Below are 12571 nucleotides of genomic sequence, written 5' to 3'. Positions count from 1 at the left end.
ACGCAAATGGGCTGACTAATTTGTAACGCCGGTGTAAAGTAGATGCACCCGCGGACGCACCGCCAGATGGGAACTTATCCATGCTTGCAGCCCCCACCCCGCCCAACGAAGCCGAGCGCATCGCTGCGCTGTACGCCTTGCTGATCCTGGACACGCCGCGCGAAGAACGCTACGACCGCGTGATCGAGTTTGCCGCCGCCGAGTTCGACGTGCCGATCGCCCTGATGTCGCTGATCGACAGCGACCGCCAATGGTTCAAGTCCGGTGTCGGCCTGACGGCCTGCGAAACCGGCCGCGACGTGTCGTTTTGCAGCCACGCCATCCTGCGCGCCGAGATCATGGTGGTGCCGGATGCGCTGGCCGATCCGCGCTTCGCCGACAATCCGCTGGTGACCGGCCCGCCCCACATCCGCTTCTATGCCGGCGCCCCGCTGCTGCTGCCCAACGGCTACGCGCTGGGCACCCTGTGCATCATCGACACCAGGCCGCGCCGGCTGGACGACGTGGAGATGGCCATCCTGTCCACGCTGCGCGGCCTGGTCATGCAGGAACTGCAATCGCAAGCAGAGGCGGAGGTTCCCCATGCCTGAACCGCGCGCACTGCCCATGCTGCTGGTCGAGCCGGAAACCATGCTGCGCCGGACCGTGGCGCTGACCGCGCGCGCGCTCGGCCTGGCCGACATCCACGAAGCGGCCAGTCCTGCGCTGGCGCGGCAGATGCTGCGCCAGCACAGCTTTGCCGGCGCCATCATCGCCATCAACGCCGGCGACGCGTACGACCTGGGCTTGCTGGACCAAATCCGCGAAGGCGACACGGTCAGCAGCCGCAGCATGCCGATCGCCGTGCTGGCCGTGAACTGCACCGGCGAACTGCTGGCGGCGCTGCGCCAGCGCGCCGTCAGCCGCGTGATCGTCAAACCGTTCCGCGCGCGCATTCTGCTGGACGCCTTCAGCGCACTGGCGGCGCCGCCCCGGGAGGCGGCGGGCTGAACTGGCTGACGGCTGTCGCGCCGTCTTTGGCTCCGCCGCGCATCAGCGCCTGGTAGCGGAACGCTTCGCGCAAGCTGGCGCGCAGCCCTTCCTCGTCCCACGGCTTGGTGAAGAAGCGGTAGATCTCGCCGGTGTTGATGGCGCTGATCAGCGTCTCCAGCTCGGCATAGCCTGACAGGATGATGCGCACCGTGTCCGGATACAGCTGCTTGACGCGCCGCAGGAATTCCGTGCCGTTCATTTCCGGCATGCGCTGGTCGCTGATGATGACCTGCACCGGATGCAGCGCCAGCAGGTCAAAGGCGTCGCGCGCGCTCTGCGCGGTGAGGATGGTGTAGCCGTCCACCCGCAGCATGCGCTTGAGCGCGGTCAGCACGTGCGGCTCGTCGTCCAGCAGCAGCAAGGTGCGCTGCGCCGGGTCGGGCGCGCCCGGCAGCACCAGCCGCCGCCCGCTTTGCAGCAGCGCGGTGAAGGCGTCGGTGTCGAGCGGCCGGCTGAAATAGTAGCCCTGGATCTCGTCACAGCCGCAGGAGCGCAGATAGGCCAGCTGCGCCTCGGTCTCCACCCCTTCGGCGATGATGCTGAAGCCCAGGCTGTGGCCCAGCGCGATCACCGAGCGCACAATGGCCGACACATTGGGCTGGTCCAGCATGTCGCGCACAAAGGACTGATCTATCTTCAGCTGGCTCAGCGGCAGCAGCTTGAGCGAGGACAGGTTGGAATAGCCGGTGCCGAAGTCGTCGATCGACAGCGCGATGCCCAGGCCCTTCAGGCGCGTTACGGTGGCCAGCACCTCGCTGATGCTATGCATCATCATGCTTTCGGTGAGTTCCAGCTCCAGGTATTGCGGCGCCAGGCCGGTGTCGTGCAGCGCGGCCACGATGTCGTCGGCCAGGCCGGGGTCGCGGAACTGGCGCGCCGACACGTTGACCGCCACCCGCAGCGGCGCCTGACCGGCCAGTTGCCAGGCACGCGCCTGCGCGCAGGCGGTGCGGATCACCCAGCGGCCGATCTCGACGATCTGCCCGGTGTCTTCGGCCACGCCGATGAAGCGGTCCGGCGACACCATGCCCAGCCTGGGATGCGGCCAGCGCAGCAGCGCTTCCATGCCGCTCAGCGCTCCCGTTTCCAGGCTCACTTTGGGCTGGTAGTACAGCCGCAGTTCCTGGCGCGGCAGCGCGTAGCGCAGCTCCATCTCGATGGCGGCCCGCTCGGCCACCCGCGCCTGCATGGCCGGCTCGTAGAACTGCGCCTGGTTGCGGCCCGTTTCCTTGGCGCGGTACATGGCGATGTCGGCGTGCTTGAGCAGCAGCTGGCCGTCGTCGCCGTCGGCCGGGAAGGCGCTCACGCCGATGCTGCAGGTGATGGCCACCTCGGTTTCGCCCAGCGGCACCGGCGCGGCCACGCTCTCCAGCACGTTCTGCAGCAGGCCTTGCGGCAGCGCCACCTCGCTGCCGCCCAGCAGCAACAGCATGAACTCGTCGCCGCCCAGCCGCGCCACCGTATCGCTGGCGCGCACGCAGGCGCGCAGCCGGCCGGCCACGGTGCGCAGCAGTTGGTCTCCGGCCTGGTGGCCCAGGCTGTCGTTCACCAGCTTGAAGTTGTCCAGGTCGATGAACACCACCCACACCGCGTGGCCGTAGCGGCGCGCGTAGCTGAGCGCCTGCTCCAGCCGGTCGCTGAACAGGTGGCGGTTGGGCAGCTGGGTCAGCGCGTCGTGGTTGGCCTGGTGCTCGAGCTGGGCCTGGTAGTTGATCAGCTCCGTCATGTCGCTCAGCACGCACACGTGGTGGCTGACGCCGCCATCGCTGCGAACCGGCGCCACATGCAGCTGGCACCAGTACAGCGAGCCGTCGTGGTGGCGGCACTGCAGCAGCCGGGTGACATCGGCGCGCGCCTTGAGGGCCGCGCGCAGCACCTCGCGCCCGTTCGCGTCGCCGCTCTGCAGCAGCGGTTCCAGCGTATGGCCGGCCACCGCGGCCGGCGCATGGCCGGTCAGCTGGCCGAACGCCTGGTTGGCGTATTCGATGACGCTGCCCTCCGGCCCCTCGGCCGTGATGACGATGGCGCTCACGCTGGCCTCCAGCGCACGCCCGCGCAGCGCCAGCGTCTGCTCCACCTGCTTGCGCTGGCTGATGTCCTCGATGGTGCCCAGCACGCCGATGATGCGGCCTTGCGCGTCGTGCAGCGGCAGCTTGTTGATCAGGAACCAGTGCATGCTGCCGTCGGCGAACAGCATGTGGTCTTCCTGGTTCAGGTTGGCCTCGCCGGTGTCGATGATGGTGCGGTCATCCACCACGATGCGTTCGGCGTTCGCGGCCCAGGGCAAATCCGCATCGCGCTTGCCCGCGATGAAGGCCGGCCCGCCCACTCCGGCCGCGCGCGCGAAGGTCTCGTTGCAGCCGCGGTACACCGAGTCCAGGTCCTTCCAGAAGATCTGGTGCGGAATGTGGTTGATCACCAGCTGCTGCATTTCCTGGGACGCGTGCAGCGCCTCTTCCATGCGCAGCTTCTCGGTCACGTCATGCGCAAACACCAGCCGCGCGGCGCGGCCGGCCAGGGTAATCGAATGGGAGGACACGTCCACCGTGATCAGCGTGCCATCCTTCTTGCGGTGCTGCCAGTACCCGGCGCGCTGCGCGCCCTTGGCCGGCGTGGCCGCCAGGTCGGCGTCCAGGCGCGCCAGCTCCCGCTCCGGCCGGATGTCCCGGATGGTCATGTCCAGGAATTCCGACTCGGTATAGCCGTAGCTGGTGACGGCGGCGGCGTTCACCACCAGGAACCTCAGCGTCACCAGGTCGTAGGCCCACATGGGGTGCGGATGGGCTTCGAACAGGCGCTTGAACAGCAGCCGCGAGTCGTAGGAATCGAAGTCGCCCAGGTCGTAGTGCAGCAGCAGATAGGTTTCCTGGCTCTCCCCGGCCGCTGGCTGATACTCGATCAGCAGCGACACCGGCTCGGCCTCCTCCTCCATCCCGGCCAGCTCCATTTCGCCGCGCCAGTAGCCGCAGGCGCGCGCCGCCGGGAAACCCTCGAGGCGCACCAGTTTGCCGGCCCAGGGCGCATACAGCGCAGCGGCGGGCATGCCCGGCCGTACCATGCCCGGCTGCGCGGCGGCAAAACGGTTCACCGCCAGCACGCGGCCTTGCGCGTCTGTCAGCAGCGCCACGTGCGGACGTGCGCCGAACAGGCGCTTGAAGCCTGTCAGCCGCTCGTCTCCGTTCAGCGGCGCTTGCTCGGTTAGGACTCGGTCTGTGTGCATCGGGGCATCTGCTATTCCGGAAGTCCTCCCCATTCTAGACGAAGCCCCGCGCGCGTGGCACACATACCGTACAGCGCGCGCCCGCTGCGCCGGGCTACTGCCAGGCGCCCGTGCGCAGCGCTGCCGGCGATGCGCCGTTGTCCTGGGCAATCCAGCGCAGCGGCAGAGCCGCAGCGCGCCGCACCACGCGCTGCGGCTGGAATCGCCACAGGCGCTGTGCGCCCTCGAACACAGCCAGGCCGGGCGCGGCCGCCGGGCCCTCGAGCAGCTCGGCCGTGCCGCTCATCTGCAGCAGGCTGCCGCTGGCAAAGTCCACGAACACCAGCCCGGCGCGCCGGTTGAGCGCGATATTGCCGAGCGTGTTGAAGAACATATTGCCCTGAAAGTCGGGTATGGTCAGCCCGCCGTCCGGGTCCAGCCGCACGAAGCCCGGCCTGCCGCCACGGTGCGACACGTCCACCTGGCGCTCGCCGCCGGCCAGGTCTGCGTAGGTGGCAACGTAGAAGGAATCGGCGCCGGCGATCAGCGCGCGCGCGGCATCGTCCAGCGCAGCCAGCTGTTCCGGCGCGTCCGGCGCCTGCTCGCTGAAGGCGTAGTCGCGCAGCTGGATGTATTGCGGGCAGTTGCCGAAGGACTGCTGCACCCCGATCTCGAAAGCCGCATCGCCGCTGCGCCGCAGCACGCCGTTCATCCGGTTGCGGCGGCGCGTGTGCAGTTCGATGCCCAGCAGGCCGACCGCGTTGCCATGCTCCATGCCGGCGTCGGCCGGGTCCAGCGGCTCGCGCGGCAGCGCCGCCTGCAGGCGCAGCGGGTCCGGCGAGTGCAGAAAGCCGGGACAGCCGGCGCGCAGCGTGGCCCACACATCGCCTGCCGGGTCCACTGCCCCCAGCACCACGAAAGGCAGCTGCGCGAAGAACTCGCGGTGCTGGTCCGGCATGAAGCCGCGCACCACCTTGCGGCCCAGCGCGTCCATGCGCTCGGCCATGCCTGAGCTGCGCTGCAGGGCCACCTCGCCCGCATGCCAGGGCGATGCCACCGTGTCGCTGACCGGGCTGTCCATGGCAGCCTCCTTACGCGGCCAGGCTGGCGGCAGCCGCGGACGGCATCGGCACGAAGCCGGGCAGCGCCTCGACGCGGCGCAGCCAGGCGCTCACGTTCGGGTAGCCCGACAAGTCCACGCCGCCCTCCGGCGCGTGGGCGACATAGGAATACAGCGCCACGTCGGCAATGGTGGGCGCGGCCGCGGCGCTGGCGATCCAGCTGCGGCGCTCCAGCTGTCCTTCGATCAGCGCCAGGATGCGGTGCGCGCGCGCCACCATCTCGGCCTGGTCTCCGGGGCGGCCGAACAGCGCGATGGCGCGCGCGGCGGCCGGACCATGCGCGATTTCGCCGGCGGCCACCGACAGCCAGCGCTGCACGCTGGACGCCCCCGGCGCGTCTTCCGGCAGCCAGTCGCTGCGGCCCTCGCGCTTGGCCAGGTAGACCAGGATGGCGTTCGAATCGGGCACCACCACACCGCCGTCGTCCAGCACCGGCAGCTGGCCGAAACTGTTCAGCGCGAGAAAGGCGGGCGTCTTGTGTTCGGCTTTGCGGATGTCGAGCTGCACCACCTCGTGCTCCAGCCCCAGCAGGGACAGGAACAGGTGGACGCGGTGCACGTGGCCGGACAGCGGATAGGAATACAGTTTCATGGTGGGGCTTCCTTGAGATCGGTTTATCGAAATACAACACCGACAGTGTGGATTATTTCCCCTACCAGGAGAACCGCCACCAAAACCAATTCAGTATTCCATTTTATGGAATAACAGGCAGGACTTCAAACAGCAGCAACAGCGTGGACTGGGTTTTGTCGAAGTTGTCGTCCGAGACGATCAGCAGGCTGTCGTGGCCGTTGGGCAGTTTGGGGCCGAAGCTCATGGCTTCGAAATTGTCGAGCGGGATGCCAAGCGTGTTCAGGTCCAGCACCAGCCGCTTGGCGGCCGGGCGGTAGCTGGCCCCGGCCAGTGCCGCGAGCCCGCGCACATCGCTGGCGCCGGCGGTATCCATCTGGTAGAGGCGGATGTAGCTCTTGTAGGCGCCGGCCGTGTCCTGCACGGCGGAGCGCTCCAGCACCAGCAGCCGGTGCTGGTCCAGCGCCAGGATTTCCGAAATGCCGTTGTCGGCGTTGCGGCCCGGCCCCGGCGCGGCGGGAATGGCGTCCATGTCGTAGGCATACTGCGCCAGCATGCGGCCGTCGCGGTCCAGGCGGGTGATACGCGACACGCCGCCGGCGGCGGGCGTGGGCACGGGACCGTCCTGGTACAGCGGCCCCTCGATGGATACCCACAGCGATTGGCCGTCCGGCGCGAAGCTCAGGCCTTCGAAGACCAGGTTGTCGCGCGGGCCCTTCGGCTCCTTCGACGTGCGGAACATCTCGGGCAGCCGCGCCTCGCCCAGGTAGCTGCCGTCGCGCCGCGCGTGGCGCACGAAGGGATCGAATCCGCGCTTGCGGTCCCCCTCGCTGCTGTACCAGATGCTGCCGTCCAGCGGGTCGACGCGCAGGCTCTCGATGTCCGGCACGTCGCCGCTCTTGCGGGCGTCGAACTCTTTCACGCCGGGGTAGTTGCTGCCGTCGGCCTGCTTGAAACTGTCCACGGCGGTGATGTGCACGCTGCGGAAAGCGCTGCCATCGTAGTCCAGGCGCGCGGTGTAGAAGCGGGCCGGGTTGATGGCGCTGCGGTCGTCGCTGGCCATCAGCCAGTTGCCGCTGGCGGCGTCGTAGTCGACGCCGGACAGGCCGCCGATGGACGTGCCCTTGAAGTCCTGCTTGAGTGGAATGCGCTGCTCGCCGATGAAGCGCAGGCTCGCGACGCTGCGTTCGGCGGCGGCCGGGGTGGCTGCTGCTGCTGCCGGCAAGGTGCACAGCAGGCTTGCCGCGCACAGGGCGGCGGCCAGGGGACGGATCATAGAACTAACGTGGCAAAAGTGGCAAGGCCGCCATTATGCCGTATGCAACCTCTTATGCATACTGCGCAGCGCCAGCCACACCCCCGCCACCACCACCGGCACCATCAGGCCGATCACCACTTCCGGGTTGCCGACCAGTCCCAGCACCTTGGCCGCCTTGGTGGAATAGCCCACCAGGCCAACCACGTAATACGAGATCGCGGCCACCGACAGGCCTTCCACCGCCTGCTGCAGGCGCAGCTGCTGCGCCGCGCGTGCGTTCATCGACTGCAGGATCTTGCGGTTCTGCTGTTCCTGGATGATGCCGACCCGCGTGCGCAGCAGGTCATTGGTGTTGGCCACCCGCCGCGCCAGCGCTTCCTGGCGCGCCGCCAGCGCTTCGCAAGTGTTCATGGCCGGCGCCAGGCGGCGGTCCATGAACTCGCCCACGTTCGGAATGCCTTCGATGCGCACCTCGCGCAGTTCCTCGATGCGCGCGTTGACCAGCCTGAAATAGGCCTTCGAGGCCGAAAAGCGGTAGCTGGTTTCCAGCGACAGCTTTTCAATGCGCGCCGCCAGCCGCGTGATCTCGCCCAGCAGGGCCTGTTCGGTGGCGCCGTCCACGCTGCCGCCGTCGGCTTGCGCGGCGTCGGTCTGCACCATGGCGCCGGCCAGCTTCACCAGCTCGGCCTCGATCGCGTTCAGCGCCGGCGCGGCCTGCTGCGCCTGCGGCAGGCCGAGCAGCGCCATCATGCGGTAGGTTTCGATCTCCAGCACGCGCTGCACCAGGCGTCCGGCCTGCTGCGCGCGCATGCCCACGTCGCGGATGATGAAGCGGCTGAAGCCGTCGGACTGGATGGCGAAGTCGGTAAACAGCTCGCCGCCCTGCATCACCTGGCTGCCCGCCAGCGTGGTGCCCTCGAACACGCGCTGCAAGATCTCGGCCGGCGCCGGGCCGCGCTCCAGCACCACGTGCGCCGCCACCATCAGGCGGCCCTGCAATGTCAGCAGCCATTCCTGCGGCAGATGCGTGACCGGCATTTGCTCGAAAGCCTGCTCGGTGGCCGCTTCGCCGGCGGGACGGCCGGCGAAGGTGTAGGTGGAAAATTCAGTGTGGCATTCCCACTTCAGGCGGAAGCGGCCGAAGTCATGGTAGAAGTACTTGGCGTCGCCGGCCGGCGCGGATACGCCGAAGTGCTTGCACAGCGCGCCCAGCGTGGCGTGCTGGCTGTGGCCGAGCGGCGCGCCGGCGCCGTTGTCGGCATTGCGATAGACGGCGAAATGGGAAATCAGTTCCGGCGCTTCCAGCTTGAGGAAGGGACGCGAGTGGATTTCGGCCGCGAGCGGAACGCGCAGCGAGTGGTTCAGGCTTGAATACACAATACTCATGCAGGGACTTCCTTGGCAGCGGTACGGACGGCGCGCAGCAGCAGATCGGCGCCGGGCGATAGTAAGTGGTCTTGCTGGCGGATGATGCCGAATGCGTCCATTTTACATGGCAAGTCGATCGGCAGTATGCTGAGGATATTCAGGTCCGCGTAATAGCGCGCCACTTCCAGCGGCATCACGTGCAGGAAATCGGTCTGCTGCAGCAGCGGCGCAACCAGCAGCATGGCGGTGGTGTCGACCACGTTGGAGGGCGGTTCCAGGCCGGCGCGGCGGAACATCATGTCGCAGCGGTGGCGCAGGATGCTGCCCGGCGGCGGCAGTATCCATGGCTGGCCGGCGATGTCGGACAGCTGCAGGTTTTGCACCGCCATCAGCGGGTGGCCCGGGCGGCCCACCGCGCATGCGGGTTCCTCGGTCAGCTCCTCGTAGATCAGGCCGGAAGTGCCGTCCCGCTCCAGGATGCGGCCTATCATGAAATCCAGGTTGCCGCGCTGGAGCATATCCAGCAAGACGTTGCTCGGTTCCAGCTTGACGCCGATGCGCAGCAGCGGCGCCTGCTCCTTGACGCGCGCGATGGCCTTGGGCAGCAGCGACATGGCCGGCGTCATGATCACGCCCACCTCCACCTGGCCCACCAGGCCGGCCTTCAGCGCCACCACGTCGTCATGCGCCAGCGACAGGCTGGTGAGCGCCATGCGCGCGTGGCGTATCATGGTTTCGCCGTAGATGGTGGGTTCCATGCCGCGCGGCAGGCGCTCGAACAGGCGCACGTCCAGCATCTCCTCCAGGTCCTTGATCTGCTTGGAGGCGGCGGGCTGCGTCATGTGCAGCGCTTCGGCTGCGCGGTGGATATTGCGGTGCTCGTCCAAAGCGATCAGCAGCAGCAGCTGGCGGGTCTTCAGACGGGCACGTAAAAACCAGTTCGGGTTGAGGGTATCCATCTGTAAATCATATCATTGCCGATATCGCTTTGGCGCAATATCGGCAATATGGATATCACCCTTTACAGCCGGGACTAGGGTTCGCAGCCGGCCCCGCATCGCTCTGCGGAATGAAGCGGATGGTGCCGTCCGGGTTGTAGTGCAGCTCCTCCACGGCCGCCGAGCGGCGGAACTCGCCGCCGGTGGGCAGCTTGTCGTTGTGGTAGAAGATGTAGGACTTGCCGTTGTGCTCGACGATGGCGTGGTGGATGGTCTTCACCACCGCGTTCTTCTTCATGATCACACCGTGGTAGGTCCACGGACCGGTGGCGCTCGGGCCGGTGGAGTACGCAGTCTCCTCCGGGAACTCGCGCGACCAGGACAGGTAGTAAGTGCCCTTGTGCTTGTGCAGGTAGGCCGCCTCGGTGAAGTGCGGCACCGCCACGGTCTGGATCGGACCGTCCGCCTCGATCATGTTTTTCTTCAGCTTCACGTACTTCAGCACCTGGTTGCCCCAGTACAGATAGGCCTGGCCATCGTCGTCGATGAACACGGCGGGATCGATGTCGTCCCAGGCGATATCGGTTTCCCTGGTCATGTCATTGGTGATGATGGCGCTGCCGCGCGCATCCTTGAACGGGCCGGTCGGGCTGTCCGACACCGCCACGCCGATAGCCTTGCCCGGAATGGTCTTGTGCTCCACCGTGGAATAGAAGTAGTACTTGCCATCGCGCTTGGTGATGTCGGCGGCCCATGCGTCCTTCTTCGCCCACGGGAAGGTTTGCACGTTCAGCGGCGAACCGTGCGACTTCCAGTTCTTCATGTCGCAGCTGGAGTAGACCAGCCATTCCTTCATCAGGTAGTCCTTGCCCGTCTCTTCCGCTTCGTCGCGGCCGACGTACAGGTAGACGCGGCCATTGTCGCTCAGCGCGGCCGGGTCGGCGGTGAATTTATCCTTGAACAGCGGATTCGCGGCGTGCGCGGACGCGGCTGCGACCATGGCGATGGCGCAGGCCAGCAGGGACTTCTTGAACATGTCTTCTCCAGTTATCAGTACTTTTTGATTCGTTATTGGTTTTGCTTGGCGCCGATGGACATCAGGCGCTGCACCACGCAGAACACGAACAGCAAGGCGCCGATCACGATCTTGGTCCACCACGAGCTGAGCGTGCCGTCAAAGGCGATCAGGGTCTGGATGGCGCCCAGTATCAGCACGCCGGACAGCGCGCCGGCGATATAGCCGTAGCCGCCGCTCAGCAGCGTGCCGCCGATGACCACCGCCGCGATGGCGTCCAGCTCCGTGCCCTGCGCATGCAGGCCGTAACCGGACAGCATGTAGAACGAGAACAGCACGCCGGCCAGCGCGGCGCAAAAGCCGCTCAGCGCGTAGATCAGCACCTTGGTGCGGCCCACGGCCAGGCCCATCATGTGCGCCGACTGCTCGTTGCCGCCGATGGCGTACACGGCGCGCCCGAAGGACGTGAAGTGCGCGGCGTAGATCGCCACGCCCAGCAGCACCAGCGCGATGACGGCGCCCGGCGACAGGAAGCCGCCCAGCAGTTCGATCTGCGACTGCGACATGGCAACGAAGAACGGGTCTTCGATGGTGATGGAGTTAATGCTGATCAGGTAGCACAGGCCGCGCGCCAGGAACATGCCGGCCAGCGTCACGATGAAGGCCTGCAGCTTGAAGTAGTGAATCAGCGCGCCCTGCGCGGCGCCGAACAGCGCGCCCAGCACCAGCACCAGCGCGATCACCGCGGCCGGCGGCCAGTGCGCGCTGTTGAGCAGCCAGGCCGAGATCATGGTGGCCAGCGCCAGCACCGAACCGACCGACAGGTCGATGCCGCCGGACAGGATGACGAAGCTCATGCCGATGGCGATCACCAGCAGGAAGGCGTTATCGATCAGCAGGTTGAGCACCACCTGCAGCGACAGGAAGCCCGGGTAGGCGGCGCCGCCGGCGGCGAACATCGCCAGCAGCAGGATCACCGTCACCAGGGACGTGAAGTATGGGGCGGACGTCATGCCGCGCACTTGGGCCATCATGCTGCTTTCCTTTTCCAGATCTGCTTGAATTCCGGCGACTGCGACAGGCAGACCAGGAACACCACCACCGATTTCACCACCATGTTTACTTCCGGCGGCACGCCGAGCGAGTAGATGGTGTAGGTCAGCGTCTGGATGATAAGGGCGCCGATCATGCTGCCCGCCAGGCTGAATTTACCGCCGGCCAGCGAGGTGCCGCCCAGCGTGACGGCCAGGATGGCGTCCAGCTCCAGCAGCAGGCCGGCGTTGTTGGCGTCGGCCGACTTGATGTTGGAGCTGATCATCAGCCCGGCCATGCCGGCGCAGGCCGAGCAGAATACGTAGACGAAGAAAATCAGCGCGGCGGTCTTCAGGCCGGCCAGGCGCGCGGCCACCGGATTGATGCCGACCGCCTGGATGAACAGGCCGAGCGCCGTCTTGCGCATCAGCAGCGCCACCGCCAGCACCACGGCCGCCACCACGTACAGCGAAAACGGCAGGCCGAACAGGTAGCCGCTGCCGAGGAAGAAGAACGGCTGGTAGTAGACGGTGACGATCTGGCCGTCCGTCAGCAGCTGCGCCAGGCCGCGCCCCGCCACCATCAGGATCAGCGTGGCGACGATGGGCTGCAGGCCGAGCGTGGACACCAGCAGGCCGTTCCAGGCGCCGCACAGGATGGCCGCGCCCATGGCGGCGCACAGCGCCCACAGCATGGGGGTGTTGGCCTCGTACACCGGCACGCCGTTGTGCATCACCATGGTGCCGCCGATCAGCATCGAGGCCACGGTGCCTGACAGCGCTACCACGGCGCCCACGGAAATGTCGATGCCGCGCGTGGCGATCACCAGCGTCATGCCGAGCGCCGCCAGCATCAGCGGGGCGGCGCGGTTGACGATGTCGACCAGGCTGCCGTACAGGTGGCCGTCTTTCCACTCAAGGTGGAAGAAGCCGGGAATGAAGATCAGGTCCACCAGCAGCAGCGCGAACAGCGCGGCCAGCGGTTTCATGAGTGGGTGCTGCAACAGCATGGCAAAGCTTTCAGAATTGTTGCGGGGCG

General features: G+C 67.1%; 11 protein-coding genes. 2 read left to right on the top strand and 9 right to left on the bottom strand.

The window, feature by feature from the left end; translation table 11 throughout:
- Positions 1-80: 80 nt before the first annotated feature.
- Both ASD15_RS10765 and ASD15_RS10760 read left to right on the top strand, forming a co-directional pair.
- Positions 81-590 carry a GAF domain-containing protein gene (locus tag ASD15_RS10765; RefSeq protein ID WP_057154851.1) on the top strand — a complete coding sequence of 170 codons (510 nt, stop codon included), beginning with the start codon at positions 81-83 and terminating at the stop codon, positions 588-590.
- Positions 583-990: a hypothetical protein gene (locus ASD15_RS10760; RefSeq protein ID WP_057154850.1), complete on the top strand. Its 408-nt coding sequence runs from the start codon at positions 583-585 to the stop codon at positions 988-990. Before ASD15_RS10765 ends, ASD15_RS10760 begins: the two co-directional genes overlap by 8 nt.
- Here ASD15_RS10760 and ASD15_RS10755 read toward each other — a convergent pair.
- The 9 genes from ASD15_RS10755 to ASD15_RS10715 all read right to left on the bottom strand — a co-directional run bounded on the left by ASD15_RS10755 (position 950) and on the right by ASD15_RS10715 (position 12542).
- Positions 950-4252, bottom strand: a complete 3303-nt coding sequence (locus tag ASD15_RS10755) for an EAL domain-containing protein (RefSeq protein WP_057154849.1) — start codon at positions 4250-4252, stop codon at positions 950-952. The genes ASD15_RS10760 and ASD15_RS10755 overlap by 41 nt on opposite strands.
- A gap of 94 nt (positions 4253-4346) precedes the next feature.
- On the bottom strand, positions 4347-5312 hold the full coding sequence (locus ASD15_RS10750; protein ID WP_057154848.1) for a pyridoxamine 5'-phosphate oxidase family protein: 966 nt from the start codon (positions 5310-5312) through the stop codon (positions 4347-4349).
- Between the two features lie 10 nt (positions 5313-5322).
- Positions 5323-5943 (bottom strand): glutathione S-transferase family protein, encoded by a 621-nt coding sequence (locus ASD15_RS10745; protein ID WP_057154847.1) that lies wholly within the window; start codon positions 5941-5943, stop codon positions 5323-5325.
- A 103-nt stretch (positions 5944-6046) separates the two neighbouring features.
- Complete coding sequence (locus tag ASD15_RS10740) at positions 6047-7198, bottom strand: esterase-like activity of phytase family protein (RefSeq protein WP_057154846.1); 1152 nt, start codon at positions 7196-7198, stop codon at positions 6047-6049.
- 33 nt (positions 7199-7231) lie between these two features.
- Positions 7232-8566 carry a DUF3422 family protein gene (locus tag ASD15_RS10735; RefSeq protein WP_057154845.1) on the bottom strand — a complete coding sequence of 445 codons (1335 nt, stop codon included), beginning with the start codon at positions 8564-8566 and terminating at the stop codon, positions 7232-7234.
- A complete protein-coding gene (locus tag ASD15_RS10730; protein WP_057154844.1) occupies positions 8563-9507 on the bottom strand; it encodes a LysR family transcriptional regulator in 945 nt (314 codons plus the stop codon). The genes ASD15_RS10735 and ASD15_RS10730 overlap by 4 nt, the downstream gene beginning before the upstream one ends.
- A gap of 55 nt (positions 9508-9562) precedes the next feature.
- The gene (locus ASD15_RS10725; RefSeq protein ID WP_057154843.1) at positions 9563-10522 is read right to left on the bottom strand and encodes a glycoside hydrolase family 43 protein; all 960 of its coding nucleotides are present in this window, start codon (positions 10520-10522) and stop codon (positions 9563-9565) included.
- Between the two features lie 32 nt (positions 10523-10554).
- A complete protein-coding gene (gene yjfF / locus ASD15_RS10720; RefSeq protein ID WP_057154842.1) occupies positions 10555-11535 on the bottom strand; it encodes a galactofuranose ABC transporter, permease protein YjfF in 981 nt (326 codons plus the stop codon).
- On the bottom strand, positions 11532-12542 hold the full coding sequence (locus tag ASD15_RS10715) for an ABC transporter permease (RefSeq protein ID WP_229418150.1): 1011 nt from the start codon (positions 12540-12542) through the stop codon (positions 11532-11534). Before ASD15_RS10715 ends, yjfF begins: the two co-directional genes overlap by 4 nt.
- Positions 12543-12571 lie beyond the last annotated feature (29 nt).

The sequence above is a fragment of the Massilia sp. Root351 genome, assembly GCF_001425045.1.
GTDB lineage: Bacteria > Pseudomonadota > Gammaproteobacteria > Burkholderiales > Burkholderiaceae_D > Rugamonas.
This window is presented reverse-complemented; position numbering and strand designations above follow the sequence as displayed.

Coding starts and splice junctions, on each gene's coding strand:
- ASD15_RS10765 (WP_057154851.1), top strand. CDS start 81: ATGCTTGCAGCCCCCACCCCGCCCAACGAAGCCGAGCGCATCGCTGCG.
- ASD15_RS10760 (WP_057154850.1), top strand. CDS start 583: ATGCCTGAACCGCGCGCACTGCCCATGCTGCTGGTCGAGCCGGAAACC.
- ASD15_RS10755 (WP_057154849.1), bottom strand. CDS start 4,252: ATGCACACAGACCGAGTCCTAACCGAGCAAGCGCCGCTGAACGGAGAC.
- ASD15_RS10750 (WP_057154848.1), bottom strand. CDS start 5,312: ATGGACAGCCCGGTCAGCGACACGGTGGCATCGCCCTGGCATGCGGGC.
- ASD15_RS10745 (WP_057154847.1), bottom strand. CDS start 5,943: ATGAAACTGTATTCCTATCCGCTGTCCGGCCACGTGCACCGCGTCCAC.
- ASD15_RS10740 (WP_057154846.1), bottom strand. CDS start 7,198: ATGATCCGTCCCCTGGCCGCCGCCCTGTGCGCGGCAAGCCTGCTGTGC.
- ASD15_RS10735 (WP_057154845.1), bottom strand. CDS start 8,566: ATGAGTATTGTGTATTCAAGCCTGAACCACTCGCTGCGCGTTCCGCTC.
- ASD15_RS10730 (WP_057154844.1), bottom strand. CDS start 9,507: ATGGATACCCTCAACCCGAACTGGTTTTTACGTGCCCGTCTGAAGACC.
- ASD15_RS10725 (WP_057154843.1), bottom strand. CDS start 10,522: ATGTTCAAGAAGTCCCTGCTGGCCTGCGCCATCGCCATGGTCGCAGCC.
- yjfF (WP_057154842.1), bottom strand. CDS start 11,535: ATGATGGCCCAAGTGCGCGGCATGACGTCCGCCCCATACTTCACGTCC.
- ASD15_RS10715 (WP_229418150.1), bottom strand. CDS start 12,542: ATGCTGTTGCAGCACCCACTCATGAAACCGCTGGCCGCGCTGTTCGCG.